The organism is Xenorhabdus ehlersii (assembly GCF_003610465.1).
GTDB classification, from domain to species: domain Bacteria; phylum Pseudomonadota; class Gammaproteobacteria; order Enterobacterales; family Enterobacteriaceae; genus Xenorhabdus; species Xenorhabdus ehlersii.
This window is the reverse complement of sequence record NZ_RAQI01000005.1, coordinates 101,738-121,563: the sequence shown is the minus strand read 5'-3', so window position 1 is coordinate 121,563 and position 19,826 is coordinate 101,738. Positions and strand designations below refer to the sequence as shown.

General features: G+C 43.7%; 14 protein-coding genes and 1 pseudogene. 3 read left to right on the top strand and 12 right to left on the bottom strand.

What is annotated here, in order from left to right; all coding sequences use genetic code 11:
- Window positions 1-9: 9 nt before the first annotated feature.
- The 12 genes and pseudogenes from mraY to leuO form a co-directional block, all read right to left on the bottom strand.
- Window positions 10-1,092, bottom strand: a complete 1,083-nt coding sequence (gene mraY, locus BDE27_RS15300; protein WP_099131603.1) for a phospho-N-acetylmuramoyl-pentapeptide-transferase — start codon at window positions 1,090-1,092, stop codon at window positions 10-12.
- Window positions 1,086-2,468: a UDP-N-acetylmuramoyl-tripeptide--D-alanyl-D-alanine ligase gene (gene murF, locus BDE27_RS15295; protein WP_099131602.1), complete on the bottom strand. Its 1,383-nt coding sequence runs from the start codon at window positions 2,466-2,468 to the stop codon at window positions 1,086-1,088. Before murF ends, mraY begins: the two co-directional genes overlap by 7 nt.
- Window positions 2,465-3,952, bottom strand: coding sequence for a UDP-N-acetylmuramoyl-L-alanyl-D-glutamate--2,6-diaminopimelate ligase (gene murE, locus BDE27_RS15290; protein ID WP_099131601.1), 1,488 nt, complete (start codon window positions 3,950-3,952; stop codon window positions 2,465-2,467). Before murE ends, murF begins: the two co-directional genes overlap by 4 nt.
- Window positions 3,939-5,721 (bottom strand): annotated as a pseudogene (locus BDE27_RS15285) (peptidoglycan glycosyltransferase FtsI). The gene murE and the pseudogene BDE27_RS15285 overlap by 14 nt, the downstream one beginning before the upstream one ends.
- Window positions 5,722-5,748: 27 nt before the next feature.
- Window positions 5,749-6,069: a cell division protein FtsL gene (gene ftsL / locus BDE27_RS15280; protein WP_099131599.1), complete on the bottom strand. Its 321-nt coding sequence runs from the start codon at window positions 6,067-6,069 to the stop codon at window positions 5,749-5,751.
- Window positions 6,066-7,010 carry a 16S rRNA (cytosine(1402)-N(4))-methyltransferase RsmH gene (gene rsmH / locus BDE27_RS15275; RefSeq protein WP_099131598.1) on the bottom strand — a complete coding sequence of 315 codons (945 nt, stop codon included), beginning with the start codon at window positions 7,008-7,010 and terminating at the stop codon, window positions 6,066-6,068. Before rsmH ends, ftsL begins: the two co-directional genes overlap by 4 nt.
- 1 nt (window position 7,011) lies before the next feature.
- Window positions 7,012-7,470 carry a division/cell wall cluster transcriptional repressor MraZ gene (gene mraZ, locus BDE27_RS15270; protein ID WP_099131597.1) on the bottom strand — a complete coding sequence of 153 codons (459 nt, stop codon included), beginning with the start codon at window positions 7,468-7,470 and terminating at the stop codon, window positions 7,012-7,014.
- Window positions 7,471-8,128: 658 nt separating this feature from the next.
- On the bottom strand, window positions 8,129-9,136 hold the full coding sequence (gene cra, locus BDE27_RS15265; protein ID WP_099131596.1) for a catabolite repressor/activator: 1,008 nt from the start codon (window positions 9,134-9,136) through the stop codon (window positions 8,129-8,131).
- 88 nt (window positions 9,137-9,224) lie between these two features.
- Window positions 9,225-9,716, bottom strand: coding sequence for an acetolactate synthase small subunit (gene ilvN / locus BDE27_RS15260; RefSeq protein WP_167450619.1), 492 nt, complete (start codon window positions 9,714-9,716; stop codon window positions 9,225-9,227).
- 2 nt (window positions 9,717-9,718) lie between these two features.
- Window positions 9,719-11,449 (bottom strand): acetolactate synthase 3 large subunit, encoded by a 1,731-nt coding sequence (gene ilvI, locus BDE27_RS15255; protein ID WP_099131595.1) that lies wholly within the window; start codon window positions 11,447-11,449, stop codon window positions 9,719-9,721.
- Between the two features lie 198 nt (window positions 11,450-11,647).
- On the bottom strand, window positions 11,648-13,447 hold the full coding sequence (locus BDE27_RS15250) for an AMP-dependent synthetase/ligase (RefSeq protein ID WP_420882891.1): 1,800 nt from the start codon (window positions 13,445-13,447) through the stop codon (window positions 11,648-11,650).
- A gap of 214 nt (window positions 13,448-13,661) precedes the next feature.
- Complete coding sequence (leuO, locus tag BDE27_RS15245) at window positions 13,662-14,609, bottom strand: transcriptional regulator LeuO (RefSeq protein WP_099131593.1); 948 nt, start codon at window positions 14,607-14,609, stop codon at window positions 13,662-13,664.
- Window positions 14,610-15,433: 824 nt separating this feature from the next.
- Here leuO and leuA point away from each other — a divergent pair.
- The 3 genes from leuA to mutH all read left to right on the top strand — a co-directional run bounded on the left by leuA (window position 15,434) and on the right by mutH (window position 19,628).
- Window positions 15,434-17,038 (top strand): 2-isopropylmalate synthase, encoded by a 1,605-nt coding sequence (leuA, locus tag BDE27_RS15235; protein ID WP_099131592.1) that lies wholly within the window; start codon window positions 15,434-15,436, stop codon window positions 17,036-17,038.
- 2 nt (window positions 17,039-17,040) lie between these two features.
- The gene (leuB, locus tag BDE27_RS15230) at window positions 17,041-18,180 is read left to right on the top strand and encodes a 3-isopropylmalate dehydrogenase (RefSeq protein ID WP_099131591.1); all 1,140 of its coding nucleotides are present in this window, start codon (window positions 17,041-17,043) and stop codon (window positions 18,178-18,180) included.
- A 767-nt stretch (window positions 18,181-18,947) separates the two neighbouring features.
- Window positions 18,948-19,628 (top strand): DNA mismatch repair endonuclease MutH, encoded by a 681-nt coding sequence (mutH, locus tag BDE27_RS15225; protein WP_099131590.1) that lies wholly within the window; start codon window positions 18,948-18,950, stop codon window positions 19,626-19,628.
- Window positions 19,629-19,826: the final 198 nt, after the last annotated feature.

Genomic DNA, 19,826 nt, shown 5'->3' with positions numbered 1-19,826 from the left:
CAGCCATGATTAACGTACCTTCAGTGTTGCCAGACCAATCAACACTAACATTAAGGAAATAATCCAAAAGCGCACGATAACGCGTGGCTCTGGCCAACCTTTCAATTCATAGTGATGATGAATCGGCGCCATACGGAAAATACGCTGTCCACGCAGTTTGAATGAACCAACCTGCAAGATGACAGACAACGTTTCCACCACAAAAACGCCCCCCATGATGATCAGCAGGAACTCTTGGCGCAGCAACACAGCAATGGTTCCTAATGCCCCGCCCAGCGCCAATGAACCAACATCTCCCATAAACACTTGCGCCGGATAAGTGTTAAACCACAAGAAACCCAACCCTGCACCGACAATCGCAGTACAGACAATCACCAGTTCACCCGCGTGGCTCAAATAAGGGATATGCAGGTAGTTAGCAAAATTCACGTTACCCGTTGCCCATGCCACCAAGGCAAAACCTGCTGCAACGAGTACTGTTGGCATAATGGCAAGGCCATCCAATCCATCAGTCAGGTTCACCGCGTTACTGGTTCCTACAATCACAAAATAAGTCAGCAGAATGTAAAGCAAACCCAGTTGTGGCATAACCTCTTTGAAGAATGGCACGACTAATTGGGTTGCAGATGTATCTTTGCCGATGCTGTACATAACAAACGCGACACCCAGAGCAATAACGGACTGCCAGAAATATTTCCAACGAGCAATGAGTCCCTTGGTGTCTTTACGCACCACTTTGCGGTAATCATCCACAAATCCCACAACGCCATAACCGATTAAAACGAGCAAAACACACCAAACATATAAATTATCCAAACGCGCCCACAGCAACACAGAGATCGTGATGGAGAACAAAATCAACAATCCCCCCATTGTCGGTGTCCCACGCTTACTAAAATGGGATTCAGGACCGTTATCGCGTACAACTTGACCTATTTGCAATTTTTGTAGATAAGCGATCAACCTTGGCCCCATCCATAGCGCGATGAATAATGCAGTAAGCAAGCCGACGATGGCTCTGAACGTCAAATAAGAGAAGACGTTAAAGCCCGTGTGATACTTAACCAAATATTCGGCCAGCCAAACTAACATTGGAAGTTCTCCTTCAGTACGTTCACTACCTCTTCCATAGCGGCACTGCGTGAACCTTTAATTAATATGGAAATCATTTCGTGTTGTTCCAATAAAGGAAGCAGCGCTGCAACTAATTCAGCCTTGTTCGCAAAATGCTGCCCCCGACCACTCGCGTCACTAATATGGGCACTGAAAGCCCCAACGCTGAGTACCTTATCTATATTTGTGGATGCTACGGCTTCGCCCACCTCACGATGGCATTCAATCGCCTGCTCCCCCAACTCTCCCATATCACCAACAACCATGACTCGATAACCGGACATCTGCGCCAGCACATTCGCCGCAGCTATCATGGAGCCGGGATTCGCGTTATAGGTGTCGTCTAATATCATTTTTTCCTCAGTCAGAGGAATAGGAAATAAACGTCCTGCAACCGCTTGCAACCCCGATAATCCGGTACGAATATCATCCAGTGATGCGCCAACAGAAATCGCCAGCGCACTGGCTGCCAACGCATTGGCAACATTGTGTTTTCCCGGCAATGGCAATGTCAGTTCAACATTCCCAATTGGGCTATGGAGACAAAAATGCGTGGCCAACGGTTGTTCTAAAATGTCTGTTGGGTAAAAATCCGCCCCCGTTGCTGATGAAGCAGAAAAGCGCCATACTGTTTGCTGATCGCTAATGCTGTGCTGCCAATTGTCCCAATCATTGCTATCCAGATTGATTATGGCGGTTCCGGTTGAAACAAGGCCTACAAAAATTTCACCTTTTGCCTTTGCAACCCCAGCCAACGAACCAAATCCTTCCAAATGAGCAGAAAAGAGGTTATTGACCAATGCACTTTCAGGACGAGTCATTTCAGTGGTGTAAGCAATTTCACCGATATGGTTCGCTCCCAGTTCAATTACAGCAAACTGGTGTTCATCAGTAAGCCTGAACAAAGTTAATGGCACCCCAATGTCATTGTTGAAGTTGCCCGCGGTATAAAGGGTACTTCCACACTGATGCAAGATCGCCGCAGTCATCTCTTTTACCGACGTTTTACCCGATGAGCCGGTTAACGCCACAATGCGTGCTTTACTTTGCTGACGAACCCAGCCCGCCAGTTTTCCCATCGCCAGACGAGTGTCTTTAACCACAACCTGCGGGCAATCAATATCCAGACAATGGCTCACCAATAAAGCGCCAGCGCCCTGCTGTGCTACATCAGCAGCGAAATCGTGGGCGTCAAATTTTTCCCCTTTTAAGGCAATAAACAAACCGCCATGCACGATGTTACGGCTATCAGTTTCCACCGTATGAATTTGCAAAGTTTCAGCTTGTTGCTCGGTAACGCGATATAACAAGCCATCCGTCAACTGTGCCAATTGCTGTAGGGTCAGAGGGATCATGCAATTACCCCCAGCAAACGCGCAACGGTCAGGCGATCTGAGTAATCCAAACGACGATTGCCAACCAGTTGGTAATCTTCATGACCTTTGCCCGCCACAAGAACAACATCTTTCTCACTTGCCTGCATAATGGCACTGGTGACTGCCTCAACCCGCCCATGAATCGCTGTCGCCTGTCCTGGATCGATGAATCCTTGCAGGATATCATCCACAATTGACTGAGGCTCTTCACTACGAGGATTATCATCAGTGACAATCACACGATCAGCGCCCTGCTCTGCGATACTCCCCATTAATGGACGTTTGCCTTTGTCGCGATCACCACCACAACCAAATACACACCAAAGTTGCTCTTTACAGTGCAGGCGAGCCGCAGATAATGCTTTTTCCAAGGCATCAGGCGTGTGGGCATAATCAACCACAACCGTCGGACGACCAGCAGCAGAAAAAACTTCCATACGTCCACAAACAGGCTTCAGACAAGAAGCCGTCGATAGCAGTTTCTCCAGGGGATAGCCCAGGGACAACAAAGTTGCAAGCGCCAATAGTAAGTTACTCACATTGAACGCGCCCATAAGAGGGCTACTGAACGTTCCATTCCCCCAACTGGAATTAAATGTGATGGAAGCACCTTTATCGTGATAATGCACCTCACTGACCGATAACCAACGCCCCTGCCAATTTTCTGGCAAGTTATTTTCCATCGAGACAGCAACTGCATCCGGCAGACGAGACAACCACTTCTGCCCAACAGCATCATCAGCATTAATGATTTTCTGCTTTACATCATGGTCACTGAACAGTCGCCATTTGGCCTCTTCGTAATTTTCCATATCACCATGATAATCAAGGTGATCACGGCTTAAATTAGTAAAAATAGCAGCCTGAAATGGCAGTGCAGCTACTCTTCCCTGAACCAGACCATGCGAAGAAACTTCCATCGCAACAAAAGTGGCATTTTGATTAGCAAGTTGCTGTAATTCAAGCTGAATATCAACCGCAGAGCCAGTCGTATTTTCGCTGGGTACTATCATGCCCAACAAACCATTTCCCACTGTTCCCATCACGGCACTGGTTTCACCAAGCCCCTGGCTCCATTGCGCCAACAATTGGGTTGTTGTTGTTTTTCCGTTGGTGCCAGTCACCCCAACCAATTTCAGTTTATTGCCGGGATGTTGGTAAAACTCGCCGGCCAGCCTGGATAATTTATTATTTAAATCATCCAGATAGACAACAGGCACACCGTGCATTTTCTGCATCGTGCCGTGATCCGCTTTTCCCTTCGCTTCTGCAATCACCGCAACGACGCCTTGAGCGATGGCTTGAGGAATATACTTTCGGCCGTCTGTCTGATGCCCTTGAACCGCAACAAACAGATCTCCGGCAGCCGCCTTACGGCTATCCAATGTCATTTCACGCAGCGGAAGCTCAGGTGTATCAACACCCCAAGGAGCCAATAAATCGCGCAAATTACGATCTGCCACTTTTATCCTCTTTATTGATTAATCACAAATTCGTTTTTATCGCCTACAGGCAATGCATCTGGTTCAACATTCATGATACGCAAAACACCACTCATGATTGTGCCGAAGATAGGCGCTGCAACTGCACCGCCATAATATTTGCCTGCTTGTGGATCATTAATGATCACAACCAGTGAAAACCGTGGATTACTCGCCGGTGCAATCCCGGCGGTATAAGAAATATGCTTATCATTGAGATACCTGCCATCCGGCCCGACTTTTCTTGCCGTACCCGTTTTAACGGCAATGCGATAACCTTTTATCGCAGCCCGTACACCACCTCCTCCCGGTAATGCCACACTCTCCATCATGTGCACCACTGTCCGCATAACAGTTTCAGGAAATACTCGGATGCCCGGTACGGGAGGATCGACTTTGGTAATTGACAATGGGCGATAAACGCCCAGACTGCCTATCGTTGCATAGACTCGCGCTAACTGTAACGGCGTTACCATTAGCCCGTAGCCGAAAGAAAAGGTGGCCCTATCAAGATCTGACCACCGTTGTTTATTAGTTGGAAATAAGCCACTACTTTCTCCGACCAGCCCCAAATTGGTCGGTTTTCCCATCCCAAAGCGTGAATAGGCATCTACCACCTCTGAGGCAGGCATCGCTAACGCCAGCTTGGAAACACCAACGTTACTCGACTTCTGTAAGATCCCAGTGATAGTTAACTCAGGACGTGGTGCAACATCTTTGATTTCATGCCCCCGCGATCCATACGTTAATCGGTATGGTCTGGTATCTAACACTGTATTTTCTTTGACAATGCCACTATTCAGTGCACTCATCACCACCAACGGCTTCACCGTGGAGCCAGGCTCGAAGATATCGGTGATGGCGCGGTTACGCATCGCATCTTTCGGCGTTCCAGCCAAATTATTTGGGTTATAAGATGGGCTGTTTGCCATCGCTAGGACTTCGCCGGTATTGACATCAACCAATACGGCTGTACCTGATTCGGCTTTGTTCAGTGCAACCGCTTTCGTCAATTCGCGATACACCAAAGTCTGAAGACGCTCATCTATGCTGAGCGTCAAATCGTGGGCAGCCCTGCTATCTGTAGATGAAATATCCTCAATAACACGACCCGTACGATCTTTACGAACAGTTCGGCTTCCCGGCATGCCGGTCAACCAGTTATCAAAGCTCTTTTCAACGCCCTCAATGCCTTTGCCATCAATATTAGTCACTCCAATAATATGTGCTGTCACCTGCCCTGCCGGATAATAACGGCGGGATTCCTGACGCAAATAGATACCAGGTAACCTCAATTTCTCGACATAATCGCCGATAGAAGTATTCACTTGACGAGCAAGGTAAACAAAACGTCCCTTGGGATATTCGCTAATTTTGCTGGTTAACTGATCAAGAGGGATAGAAAGGGCATCAGCCAAAGCTTGCCAACGAGTGTCATTTGTGATGCCGCCTTTTTCAAACACTTCCTTGGGATCTGCCCAGACCGCATCAACAGGCACACTCACTGCCAGTGGGCGCCCATTGCGATCATTAATCATGCCACGGGCAGTCGGGATAGATTGGATACGCAGGGAACGCGAATCACCTTCTTTTACCAAACGATCAGGATTGATGATCTGCAAATAGGCAACACGAATCAAAAGCCCGATTAAAGCAACCCCAATGCCTCCACATAGCAAGGCAAAACGCCAGCTTACAAAACTTGCTTTATCTTCTTGCTTTTTCAACTTTAAAGAGCGTGCAGCTTTCATCGCCCACCTTTTGGTTGTCAACTGGACTTATTGAGTAATCACAATATTCTCTTTACTTGGATCAACGTGTTGCATCTGCAATTTTTCAGTCGCAATCCGTTCAACCCGAGTGTGATCACCCAGTGCGTTCTCTTCAAGGAGCAGGTTACGCCACTCAATATCCTGAGCATCAAGCTGGATCACTTGACGCTCTTTTTCCGCAGTCAATAAGCGGGTTTGATGTGCGACCGTCACAACGCTGATAGCTGAAACGACAACGGCTACCAGCAAAATCAGTGGGAGTTTGGCATTACGAATTAAATCATTACCAATCACGCCAACTAACCCATGACGTTCACCAGCCATCACTCACCCGCCTTTTCAGCAAACCGCAAAACCGAGCTTCGCGCTCTTGGGTTTGTGGCTACTTCACCTTCTGAGGGTTTCATTTTGCCAATAGATTTCAGACTTCTTCCTCCCAGCGTTTTTAACTGCGCTTCCGTGAGAGGCAAACCAACTGGAACCTGTGGCCCCTGACTGTGTTGTCGGATAAAGCGTTTCACTATGCGATCTTCCAACGAATGGAAACTGATGACAGATAATCGCCCTTGTGGTGCCAGAACGCGCAGTGCGCCATCTAATGCACGTTCTATCTCTTCCAGTTCACTGTTAATGTAAATCCTGATAGCCTGAAAGCTGCGTGTTGCCGGATGCTTATGCTTTTCTTTAACTGGGCTGGCCTGAGCAATTAACTCTGCCAGCTCTCGGGTACGCGTAATAGGTTGTTCCTGATTACGTGCCACAATGGCTTTCGCAATACGTTTAGCAAAACGTTCTTCGCCAAATGTTTTTAACACCCATGCGATGTCATCTGCTTCAGCCTTCATCAACCATTCTGCGGCAGACTGTCCGCGTGTCGTATCCATACGCATATCCAATGGCCCATCACGCATAAATGAAAAACCACGTTCAGGATCATCCAGCTGTGGGGAAGAAACCCCTAAATCCAGCAATACGCCATTAATTTTTCCAACCAGACCAGCCTCTTCTACATAAGTTGCCAATTCAGAAAATGGCCCATGAGTGATAGAAAAACGCTTGTCCGTAATGGCCTTTGACGCTTCAATGGCTTGTGGGTCACGATCGATCGCCATCAAACATCCATTGGGCCCCAATTTCGACAAAATCAGGCGAGAATGTCCCCCTCGCCCAAATGTTCCATCAATATAAATTCCATCTTCTTGAATATTTAGTCCATTGACAGCTTCATCCAGCAGTACACTGGTATGCTCAAAATGATTATTTGCCATGTTATAGTGATAAATCCTGTAGCCTTGCTGATAGAGGTTCTTGTGTGGATTGCTCAACCGCAATATCATCCTGTACCTGTTGATACCAAACTTGTTCATCCCACAATTCAAATTTATTAAATTGCCCAACCAGCATGACCTCTTTTGTTAGCCCTGCGTGCTGACGCAGTGTGCTGGCTAATAAAAGACGTCCTGCACTGTCCATTTGACATTCACTGGCGTGTCCCAATAACAAACGTTGAACACGACGTTCGGCTGGATTCATGCTGGATAAGCGAGATAATTTTTTTTCGATGATTTCCCATTCGGGTAATGTATAAAGCAACAAACACGGCTGATGAAGATCAATAGTACAAACCATTTGGCCTGTTGATGCTTCATTCAGCATTTCTCTATATCGGGCTGGTACAGTAAGCCGCCCTTTGCTATCGAGATTAACCAGCGTTGCTCCACGAAACATACTCAGGTTACCCCTTGATGGCCCAAATCTCCACATTATCCCACAAATCACCACAATTAAGAGTTTACGGATGGTATGAAAACCTTGTCAAGCCAGAGCCAGTGCGCTTTAGCTAGATTTACAGAAAGATTCGGAAGAGAAAAAGATGGATTTTTTAGTTTTGACTATATTAATAATAGATAACACTATGATAATTTTGAATAATTTAATAAATCTGTAGAGAGCCTTATTGAGGGTGGAATTAAGTGCAATTAAGTGCAATTAATTACCACTTAAATTAATTTATGTAACCCATCTCTCATTGTTGCTCAATTGTTGATCTCTATAAACTTATTAATAATAACTATATATTTAGGTTACAATAGTATAAAAAATAATAACATATTGAAATTTTGCATTTATCTAAAAACATAAAACAATTATATATCAATAAAGTAAAAAAATAACCCTTAAACAACAAATAACTTACATAAACAATAACTTCTTATCACAAAATTATTCATCTTATGAATTTAAATAACACATTATCGATTTTCACGGTTATAAAAAGCCGTTTAGAAGAATTTTAGTAAGAATAATCTCAAAATTACCTCAACACGCGTATTTTGATGATGTTAGGCAGGCAAACAGCACCCTCATCTTTAATGAGGGTACTCAATTAGGCTTTTCGGCTTAACTTACCGCGACGGCATAGATGACGACGCATTCGGGTTATTCCGGGGGTTGGACGCTGCTTTTCATCCAAACTGGCTAATACCAGTTCAAGAGCACGTTCAGCCACATCACGATGGCGTTGTGCCACCGACAATACCGGACACTCAAGGAAATCAAGCAACTCATGATCACCAAATGTGGCAATAACCAATTGACTTGGTAACCGGCCACTGCGCTTGAGGAGTGTATCCATAACGCCCTGAAGTAACGCAAATGAAGTGGTATATAAGGCCTGAGGAACAGGGTTTGCCTCCAACCATGACGCAAATACTTCAGCCGCAGCTTCACGTTCATAGCTATTGGCATAAAGATAGTTTACTTCCCGTGGATCATGCTCCCATGCTTCGCGGAAGCCTTGTTCACGCAAAAAACTGACCGATAATTCAGGCAATGCCCCCAAATAAAGGACAGATTCAGCCGGGAATTGACATAGCTCCTGTGCCAGCATCTTCGCATCTTCGAGATCATCTCCAACCACACTGACAAAGTGTTCGCTGTCCAGAGCACGGTCAAGTGCGATGATTGGTAATGTGCGATTTGCCCAGCGTTGGTAGAAAGGATGCTCAGGCGGTAAAGCGGTGGAAACAATGATAGCATCGACCTGACGTTGCAAAAGATGTTCAACACAGCGCATTTCATTATCAGGCTGATCTTCAGAACATGCGATCAACAACTGGTAGCCACGTTGCCGTGCCTGACGTTCAAGATAATTGGCAATACGTGTATAGCTGGTATTTTCCAGGTCGGGTATGACTAAACCAATTGAACGGGTTCTTCCCGCCCGAAGGCCAGCAGCGACAGCATTAGGATGATAATTATGCTCCCTGACCACTGCCATCACTTTTTCTACTGTTTTATCGCTGACCCGATACTGCTTGGCTTTACCATTGATGACATAACTGGCCGTAGTACGTGAAACACCTGCTAAGCGGGCGATCTCATCCAGTTTCACATTAACCCCTCAGTAAGATTATGAAAAAGCCCTACTTTACAGTAGGGCTCAATGAATATCTGTATTTTAACCCGCAGATTACGATTTTTCATCGCATAATTTTATCTCCGCGCGAGACACCAACTATACCCGATCGCGCCACTTCGACAATCTCTGCCACTTCTCTGACTGAATCAAGAAAAGCGTCCAGTTTTTCACTCGTTCCCACTAATTGAACGGTATAGAGCGTTGAAGTCACATCAACGATCTGCCCGCGAAAAATATCTGTGCTGCGCTTAATCTCTTCCCGTCCATATCCACTGGCTTGTAATTTAACCAGCATGATTTCACGTTCAACATGAGGCCCTGATGTTAATTCGTTGACTCGCAATACATCCACCAACTTATGCAATTGCTTTTCAATTTGCTCCAATACCTTGGCATCACCTTTGGTTTGAATGGTCATGCGTGACAACGTGGGATCTTCAGTCGGAGCAACGGTCAAACTTTCGATGTTATAACCCCGTTGGGAAAACAAACCAACCACGCGGGATAATGCTCCCGATTCATTTTCAAGTAATACAGACAAAATCCGGCGCATGATCAGGTCCTCTCTGTTTTGCTTAACCACATTTCATCCATTGCTCCGCCTCGGATCTGCATTGGATAAACATGTTCTGTTTCGTCAACGGTAACATCCACGAAAACGAGACGTTGATTTTCAGTGACTTCATGCAGTGCCTGGGTCAATTTAACCTCCAACTCATCATAAGTTTGGATGGAGACACCAATATGCCCATAAGACTCTGCCAATTTGACGAAATCAGGCAGGGATTCCATGTAGGATTGAGAATGACGACCCGCGTATATCATATCCTGCCATTGTTTCACCATACCCAAGAAACGGTTATTCAGATTCAATACCAGAACAGGCAGACCATATTGCAAGGCAGTAGACAATTCTTGAATATTCATCTGGATACTGCCATCCCCTGTAACACACACGACCGTGGCTTCAGGTTTCGCCAGCTTCACGCCAAGCGCAGCAGGCAAGCCAAACCCCATCGTTCCTAAACCACCGGAATTGATCCAACGTCTCGGTTTATCAAATGGGTAATGCAAAGCAGCAAACATCTGATGCTGGCCAACATCTGACGCAATATAGGCTTCCCCTTTGGTTAGACGATAAAGGGTTTCAATGACCGCTTGTGGCTTGATCTTCGCTGTCGTGTGATCGTAATCAAGACACTTGCGGCTGCGCCACTGTTCAATCGAAAGCCACCAATCTTTCAGGGCATCAGGATCTTGGGTATCTTCTTCTATGGAATCCAATAATTCCAGCATTTGACCAAGTACCTGTTTAGCATCCCCAACAATAGGGATATCCGCTGTTACCGTTTTTGAAATTGAGGTTGGATCGATATCAATATGTAATACGGTTGCTTCCGGGCAATATTTGTCCAGATTATTGGTTGTTCGATCGTCAAAACGCACACCCACTGCAAAAATAACATCAGAGTTGTGCATCGCTTTATTCGCTTCAAAAGTCCCGTGCATCCCCAGCATTCCTAAGCTTTGGCGATGTGTTGCAGGAAATGCACCTAATCCCATCAACGAACTGACGACCGGAATATGAAAATGTTCAGCCAACTTCAGCAGTTCAGTTGTACATGCTGAATTTATGGCACCACCCCCGACATAAATCACGGGTTTTTGTGCTGCCACCAACGTCTTCAATGCACGTTTAATTTGCCCCTTATGTCCCTGAACAGTAGGGTTATAAGAACGCATGTTAATTTTTTCAGGATACACATACGGGAATTTCAATGCAGGATTGACGGTATCTTTGGGAAAATCGATAACAACAGGCCCTGGCCGACCACTTGCGGCCAGGTAAAAAGCTTTTTTAATTGTATCTGGAATATCTTCTGCTTTTTTTACCAGAAAACTATGTTTCACGATGGGACGGGAAATTCCCACCATATCGCACTCCTGAAAAGCATCATTACCTATCAGGGAACTGGCAACCTGACCAGATAACACGACCATAGGAATTGAATCCATGTATGCCGTTGCAATGCCCGTCACAGCATTGGTTGCCCCTGGCCCGGAGGTGACTAAAACAACCCCAACTTTTCCCGTACAACGCGCATAGCCATCCGCCATATGAACAGCACCCTGTTCATGACGCACTAAAATATGTTCGATTCCCCCAATCGTATGCAGGGCATCATAAATATCCAGTACCGCCCCGCCCGGATAACCGAACACATGTTCAACGCCCTGATCGATTAGCGATCTGACAACCATTTCGGCTCCTGACAACATCTCCATCGAGTTTGCCTCCAGGCTCTGTTTGCAAGTTAATCGTCGGAATTTCATAATGTAACGAAAAAATTACCTTATTTATTCCATTTCTTATTTATGCCATAACGCTAAGTTAACTAACATAACGTTAGATACAAGTGTTAGCAAACATCAATTTACATATTGAAAACATTTGTTCAAGAAGAGCCGAACTTTTGTCTATTTTCAATCCCGATACATAGATTCAATTTCACGCTGATAACGCTGAGAAATAACCTTGCGGCGTAATTTCAATGTCGGTGTTAATTCACCTTTTTCCATTGAAAAGGCTTCCGGCAAAAGAATAAATCGTTTGACTTGATGGAATTTAACAATATTTTTTTGCATTTCCTTTAACCGGCGTTCAAACAGCTCTACAACCTGGTGATTGCGCAACAACTCAAGGCGATCACGATAATGGAGATTGATAGATTTCGCGTACTCTTCCAGCGCTTCATAACTGGGAACAATCAACGCAGAAACGAATTGGCGGGCATCAGCAATGACGGCAATATGTTCAATAAAACGATCCTGCCCTAGCGTCCCTTCAATCATTTGCGGCGCAATATACTTGCCTGTTGACGTTTTCATTAAATCTTTCAGGCGCTCGGTAATAAACAGGTTACCGCTATCATCCAGCTTTCCGGCATCGCCTGTCCGCAACCAGCCATCTTCCGTAAAGGCATGGACAGTTTCCTCTGGACGGTTGAAATAACCTTTCATTACAATAGGGCCACGCACCTGAATCTCTCCTTCCGCGCTAATGCGAACATCAACATCAGGTAATGGCGTACCAATTGAGCCTAACAGATAATTTTTTTCTTCCCAGCAAGACACCGTGGCACAAGTTTCTGTCATGCCGTACCCATATTTGATATCCAGGCCGATGGACAGAAAAAAACGAGTAATGGCATCGTCGAGGCGTGCTCCCGCCACAGGCAAGAAACGTACTCGCCCTCCTAAAAGACCACGGAGCTTATTCAACACCAATTTGTCAGCCAATTGATAACTACAGCGTGTGAATGGGCAACCTTTTTTATTCTTCTGCTGACGCAACCAGTGCTCTTCTCCCCGCTTCAATGCCCAATTAAAAATCATCCTACGCCAAAAAGGCGCACGGGAAACTTTTTCTAAGATCGCGCTATGAACTTTTTCATAAAAACGGGGGACAGAACACATCACCGTCGGATGCACACCTGACATGGCTTCACGCACAAGATTCGTATCTGTTAAATAGACGTTCAGGGCCCCAGTGTGCATGACATAATAACTCCACGCCCGCTCAAAAATATGGGATAGCGGCAGAAAGCAGAGTGATACATCCTGGTTGGTCAATGTTAATCTCTGATCATGCAGATAGAGCTGTGCCGCCATATTCCGGTAATCCAGTATCACTCCCTTTGGCTCTCCCGTTGTGCCAGAGGTATAGATTAGCGTGAAGAGATCGTTCAAATCCTGATCCGCAATACGGCTATTAAGTTCTGCCTGATATTGCGAATAATCATTGTCAATAAAAGCGGATAAATACAATGCTTGCTGGCATCCTTTCAAGTCGACAGATTCATCCATAACAATAAGATGAGCAAGTTTAGGACACAGTTCAATCAGTGATATTGCAATGTCATATTGCTCCTGCCCGCCAACAAATAACACCTGTACTCCTGCATCATTAAGAATAAATGCAGCCTGATCACCAGTATTGGTCGCGTATAATGGCACTGTCACAGCCCGAAGCTGAAGAATAGCTAAGTCAGCCAATGACCATGCCATACAATTCTGCGCAAAAATACCCACTTTCCCCTGCACTTCTATTTCCAATGACAATAATGCTTTTGCCACGGATCTCGTTGTACGTTCAACCTGCCGCCAATTCATTTCCAACTGTTCTGATGGTGACCATTGCCGAAAGGCAATTTTTTCCGGATATTCATTGAATTGCTGCTGCAAGCGATTAACCAAGTGATAGGAGTGCAGAGGATCTGTTATCACAATATATTCCTGTATAAATATTTCATTCAGCGTCTTTAGTAAGTGTATTACCTACTTTTCAGCTTACAGATGTTAGCTATTTGCGCGCAGTCTACCTATTCCTAGTAAAAGGGGGAAGTCCATTTTTGATAGAGCGCTATCCCAGTATGCAACTATCTTGTATACAACATAGGGATAGACTCTTATTTCATCTATTCTGCTTTAACGTGATCTATTCTTGCTCACCAAGATGGCTTAACAATGATTTCATCCACTGATGGCCTTTATCCCGCTCTGTTGCACCATGCCATATCAAATAACAAGGACGAAAAATTTGACCATTGGGTAAAGATACTGAACAGACATTTAACTGTTCGGAATAGTGTTCAACCATCCATTTTGGCACTATAGCAACTAAATAAGTCTGGGAGACGATATTAAGAACGCTATTTAAATCCGTTCCCTGATAAGAAACAGAACGCAATAATTCATTATTTTCATAGTAAGGCTTACTAAATGAATCTATGTTATCCAACGCAACGATGGCATGTCTTTCTTCCTGCAATTGTTGCTGAGTAATTCGCTTGCTAATTCTGGGGTGATGTTTAGAAACAGCCAAAACTAATTCATCATTGAACAGAGAATAATTATGGAAACCAAGACATTCCAATTGGTTGTAGCTGATAACAAATTCCATTTCCTGATATTTTAATTGTTTTTCAATATCATCATTAATTTGTGTTTTAATGACAACTTCGATATTAGAATCATGTTTTTTTAGCTGCCCAACAATTTGAGCAGCTAAACGAATATCAAGAGGGCTACAAATAGAGAGATGAAATACTCTTGTACTCTTGTTGGGATCAAATCCCACTCCAGGCAGTTCATTATGGACAATTTGCAATGCCTGTCTGAGTGGCCCAAAAAGCTGTTTTGCTCTCGTGGTTGGCTGAATACCCCGGCCATAACGAACAAATAATTCATCACCAAACATCGTCTTCAAACGAGCTACTGCATTACTGACAGCAGGTTGTGACATTCCCAAAGCCTGAGCTGCACGTGTAATATTCTGCATTTGCATTACAGTATCAAAAACAGTCAGCAAATTAAGATCCACACCACGCAATTGAATATCGCATGATTCTTTTTTTTCTGTCGTTATTGATTTGTATTCTGTCATTATTTCACTCCACTAAACTTATAGCAGTGTTCTCATTAAATATGGAAATTAATAAGATCAATCTCCCCAATTTATTAGAAAATATATTGAGATTCATTCTTGTACAAAAAATAAAATATGCATAACCAATACATTCTTATCTACGTAACCGTAATATTTTTATAGGTATGAATATTAATGTGTTATATATGAATGGCAATAACTCAACTTACACTAATGACTTGTATCAAAAACAATTAGCCAACAATGAAATTCCAATCTATCAAAATATAATTTATTAATATTCTATATGGTTATGACTTCTTAACCTAAAACACTGTGGTTAACATCCATCTATCCTTGTTCCTTATCCATCAGAGCAGGATTTTACTCCATATATAGATATGAAAAATAGATAAAAACATCGCTAAAAATGTAAAAAATAGTCACTAAGCTCAACAATGAATCAATAAACAACCAGAAATGCGCACAATCCATGCTAAATTCATACTTAATACTGCTTGACATTACTTTTTAGATAAAGTATCTATAAAATACATTGACAATTAAAACTAAGTTAACAAATTTACAAAGGTTAGCTCACATGATCCACCCTATTCTTCTACTAAGCCTACTAATGATCGCCTTTAATAATGCGCGTGGTATGTTGGTGGGTGAAAAACAGGGATAAGTTAACCTACATCAGACACAAAAAACCCGCGCCATGCGCGGGTTTTTTTTACCTGCCGGCGCTCAGAAATAAAACCCAGTTACAGCAATAAGTTATCTAACAAATAAGTTATCTAACTAAATTAACTAGTTAGTCTATTTAACAGGAGTACAACATGAGCCAGCAAGTTATTATTTTCGATACTACGTTACGTGATGGAGAACAGGCATTACAAGCCAGTCTGAGTGTGAAAGAGAAACTGCAAATCGCTTATGCACTGGAAAGGCTGGGAGTTGATGTTATTGAAGCCGGTTTTCCAGTTTCTTCTCCGGGAGATTTTGAATCCGTCCAAACCATCGCCCGTGAAATCAAAAATAGCCGTATCTGTGCCTTATCCCGCTGTGTTGACAAAGATATCGATGTCGCCGCTGAAGCCCTGAAAGTCGCTGAAGCCTTCCGCCTGCATATGGTACTGGCTACCTCAAATTTGCACGTCGAACATAAATTAAAAAGAACCTTTGATGATGTTGTGGAGATGGCGGTTCGCTCTATCAAACGGGCACGTAACTACACCGATGATGTTGAGTTTTCCTGTGAAGATGCAGGCCGTACAGATATCGATAATTTGTGCAAAATTGTCGAGCAAGCCATCAAAGCAGGCGCAACCACCGTCAACATTCCAGACACGGTAGGTTACACAACACCTTACCAATTTGGCGGTATTATACGCACATTATTTAACCGCGTACCCAATATTGATAAAGCGATTATTTCAGTCCACTGCCACGACGACTTAGGTATGTCCGTCGCTAACTCCATTACAGCAATCCAGGAAGGTGCTCGTCAAATAGAGGGCACTATCAATGGATTGGGAGAACGTGCAGGTAACTGCTCGCTGGAAGAAGTGATTATGACTATCAAAACGCGCCAGCAAATATTGGGAGTGCATACCAATATCAACCATCAAGAAATTTACCGTACCAGTCAGTTAGTTAGCCAAATTAGCAATACACCGATCCCCGCTCATAAAGCCGTTGTTGGCAGTAATGCGTTTTCCCATTCATCTGGCATTCATCAGGATGGTGTGCTGAAAAATCGTGAAACTTACGAAATCATGACGCCAGAATCCATCGGCCTGAAAGATACCCAGTTGAACCTGACCTCACGTTCTGGACGTGCCGCAGTGAAACATCGTATGACAGAAATGGGCTATCAAGAAAATGACTACAATTTGGATGCGCTGTATCAAGCATTCTTGAAATTGGCAGATAAAAAAGGACAGGTATTTGATTACGATTTAGAAGCCTTAGTGTTTATCAGTCAACAACAGCAAGAACATGAACATTTCCGTCTGGATTATTTCAGTATCCAGTCAGGCTCCAATGTAATACCTACTGCAACCGTTAGCCTGGCCTGTGGAGATGAAATCAAATCTGAAGCCTCGACGGGCAATGGTACTGTTGATGCCATTTATCAGGCCATCAACCGCATTACGGGTTACCCTCTGGAATTAATTTCCTATCAATTATCCGGTAAGGGGCATGGTAAAGATGCGCTCGGTCAGGTTGATATTATCGTGGAATGTTTTGGCCGCCGTTTCCACGGAATGGGTTTGGAAACTGACATTATTGAATCCTCTGCCAAAGCTATGATCCATGTTCTGAACAACATCTGGCAGGCAGAGCAAGTAGAAAAAGAGAAGCAACGCATCTCCCAAAGCAGTAACCAAGACAGCAATATCCAAAACAATCGCCAGAACAACAAAAAGGAAACTGCATAATCATGACCTCAAGCCAATCTATTTCAAATGACGCGACTCCAGGCAAGCAAGAAACTAAGCATTGTCACATTGCTGTTTTACCTGGTGATGGCATTGGCCCTGAAGTTATGAAGCAAGCCTACAAAGTGTTGGATGCCATCCGTCATCGTTTTAATATCCGTATCACAACCAGCGAATATGATGTGGGGGGGATTGCCATTGATCGTCATGGCACACCTTTGCCTCAAGAAACGATTACTGGCTGTGAAAAAGCTGACGCGATCCTATTTGGCTCCGTAGGTGGCCCAAAATGGGAGCATCTGCCGCCCGCCGAACAGCCAGAACGAGGGGCATTATTGCCATTGCGCAAGTATTTTAAACTATTCAGTAACTTACGCCCAGCACGCTTATATACAGGCTTAGAATCATTCTGTCCCCTTCGCCATGATATTGCCGCCAAAGGCTTTGATATTTTATGCGTCCGTGAGCTGACAGGCGGAATTTATTTTGGACAACCCAAGGGGCGCGAAGGTGAAGGAAAATATGAGCGTGCTTTTGACACTGAGATTTATCATCGTTTCGAGATAGAACGGATAGCGCGTATTGCATTTGAATCTGCGCGCAAGCGCCGCCATAAAGTCACTTCGATTGATAAAGCGAATGTTTTGCAAAGCTCCGTGTTATGGCGTGAAGTCGTTGGCAAAATCGCCAAAGATTATCCTGATATTGCAATCGAGCATATGTATATCGATAACGCCACTATGCAGCTGATCAAAAATCCCGCCCAATTTGACGTTCTATTATGCTCCAATATTTTTGGCGATATTTTATCCGATGAGTGCGCTATGATCACAGGTTCAATGGGAATGTTGCCTTCTGCCAGCCTGAATGAAAAAGGTTTTGGCTTATATGAACCTGCTGGCGGTTCAGCTCCTGACATTGCAGGTAAAAATATCGCCAACCCAATTGCCCAAATATTATCCACAGCACTGTTGCTGCGTTACAGCCTTGGACACCTTGATGCCGCTGATGCTATTGAACGGGCGATCAATCACGCTTTGGAACAAGGTTATCGTACCGCAGATCTCGCGGGCAATGACAAAGTGGTCAGCACCGATGCAATGGGCGATATCATTGCACGCTATATCACCGAAGAAGTTTAGGAAAACCTAACCAAAGAGAAACATAGGCATTGAAAAAGGCCAGTAAGATAACTTACTGGCTGGTAAAAATACCATTACTCAAAAATATCAGAGGGAAACACGGCATAAAAGGAGTAAAAATGAACAATTCAGGATGGTTTGATTTTAAATCTGCGTGGATTACGCCTCCAGAGGGTTAATTCACAGAAAAAGCTAAAGTTATAAACATTTATTGTCTGGCCAGAACCATTTTATTCACTTTTTCTGTGGATATGTATGTGAAAAAGAGCGGGGTAAAACGGGTATACTTTTATTACATATTTTTACACTCTCTATAAGAGAAAATAAATACTCTTTGTTTTTCATTATGTTAATATATTTTATACTCCTTTTGACGTTACATATCACTAGTGAAAATTTTTGACCCCCCTCGCACTGGGCAAATATTAACCGCCGGTGAATTTATCCACAGGATATGCCTTTTAGTTAAACAAAAATCGCCTATTTTTGTAGAAAACATCATTCATTAGAGCTGTAAATCAAACCAGTGATCTCACTTTTTATCACTTATCCCATAAAACTGTGGATAACATGGTGTAAGATCCTGTTTATTATCACTGGGAATAAGTGAACAATCATAACGAGTCTATTTTTAATGCAGCAAACAATAATGAAAAAATCTTGTATATCATGCTATTATCAAAATGATCTTGTTAACGATAAATTAATAATGATTTCCCAAAATCCACATGGACATTTTTTAACCAGTAAAAAATATACTCTATAACATGTACTTTACACCTCCAACACCGCCTGAAAACGAACAACAACTCTTCAATCGCGCTCATTCTCTGGCTGGCTTATCTATGGGTGAACTTGCTGCGTTGGCCAGGCTCTCCATTCCTCCCAATTTAAAACGTGATAAAGGTTGGGTTGGTATGCTGCTTGAATACTATTTAGGGGCAAATGCGGGCAGTAAACCTGAACAAGATTTTGAACATATCGGTGTCGAGTTGAAAACTATCCCTGTAGATAGCAAAGGTTATCCATTAGAAACAACCTTTGTCTGTGTTGCTCCTTTAACAGGTAATAGCGGCATTACCTGGGAAAACTGCCACGTCAGGCGTAAATTATCCCGCGTCCTGTGGATACCCGTTGAGGGAGAAAGAAGTATTCCACTATCTGAACGCCGTGTAGGCTCTCCATTGCTTTGGAGCCCGAATGCGATTGAAGAAGAGCGGCTACGACGTGATTGGGAAGAACTCATGGATCTTATTGTATTAGGAAAAGTCGAAAGCATTACTGCTCGTCATGGTGAAGTGCTGCAATTGCGCCCCAAGGCCGCCAATAGCCGAGCATTGACCGAAGCGATAGGTGAATATGGCCAGCCAATTATGACGTTGCCGAGAGGTTTTTATTTGAAAAAAAACTTTACAGCGCCGCTATTAGCTCGCCATTTCTTTTTGTAATTCTTAAATATGTACCTACCCTGGCATCAGTTGTATCTATCAGATTCAGATCAATGGAAAAATTAGTGTGTTGATAATAAGCAATATCACTTCTTCCAATCACAATAATTCCCCTGCTTATATTATTACCATCAGATATATCTTTTAATTTTCAAACCGTAAAAAGAAAACTTATACTCTCAAATAGCATGCTCGCTA

Coding starts and splice junctions, on each gene's coding strand:
- mraY (WP_099131603.1), bottom strand. CDS start 1,092: ATGTTAGTTTGGCTGGCCGAATATTTGGTTAAGTATCACACGGGCTTT.
- murF (WP_099131602.1), bottom strand. CDS start 2,468: ATGATCCCTCTGACCCTACAGCAATTGGCACAGTTGACGGATGGCTTG.
- rsmH (WP_099131598.1), bottom strand. CDS start 7,010: ATGGCAAATAATCATTTTGAGCATACCAGTGTACTGCTGGATGAAGCT.
- mraZ (WP_099131597.1), bottom strand. CDS start 7,470: ATGTTTCGTGGAGCAACGCTGGTTAATCTCGATAGCAAAGGGCGGCTT.
- ilvN (WP_167450619.1), bottom strand. CDS start 9,716: ATGCGCCGGATTTTGTCTGTATTACTTGAAAATGAATCGGGAGCATTA.
- ilvI (WP_099131595.1), bottom strand. CDS start 11,449: ATGGAGATGTTGTCAGGAGCCGAAATGGTTGTCAGATCGCTAATCGAT.
- leuO (WP_099131593.1), bottom strand. CDS start 14,609: ATGACAGAATACAAATCAATAACGACAGAAAAAAAAGAATCATGCGAT.
- leuA (WP_099131592.1), top strand. CDS start 15,434: ATGAGCCAGCAAGTTATTATTTTCGATACTACGTTACGTGATGGAGAA.
- leuB (WP_099131591.1), top strand. CDS start 17,041: ATGACCTCAAGCCAATCTATTTCAAATGACGCGACTCCAGGCAAGCAA.
- mutH (WP_099131590.1), top strand. CDS start 18,948: ATGTACTTTACACCTCCAACACCGCCTGAAAACGAACAACAACTCTTC.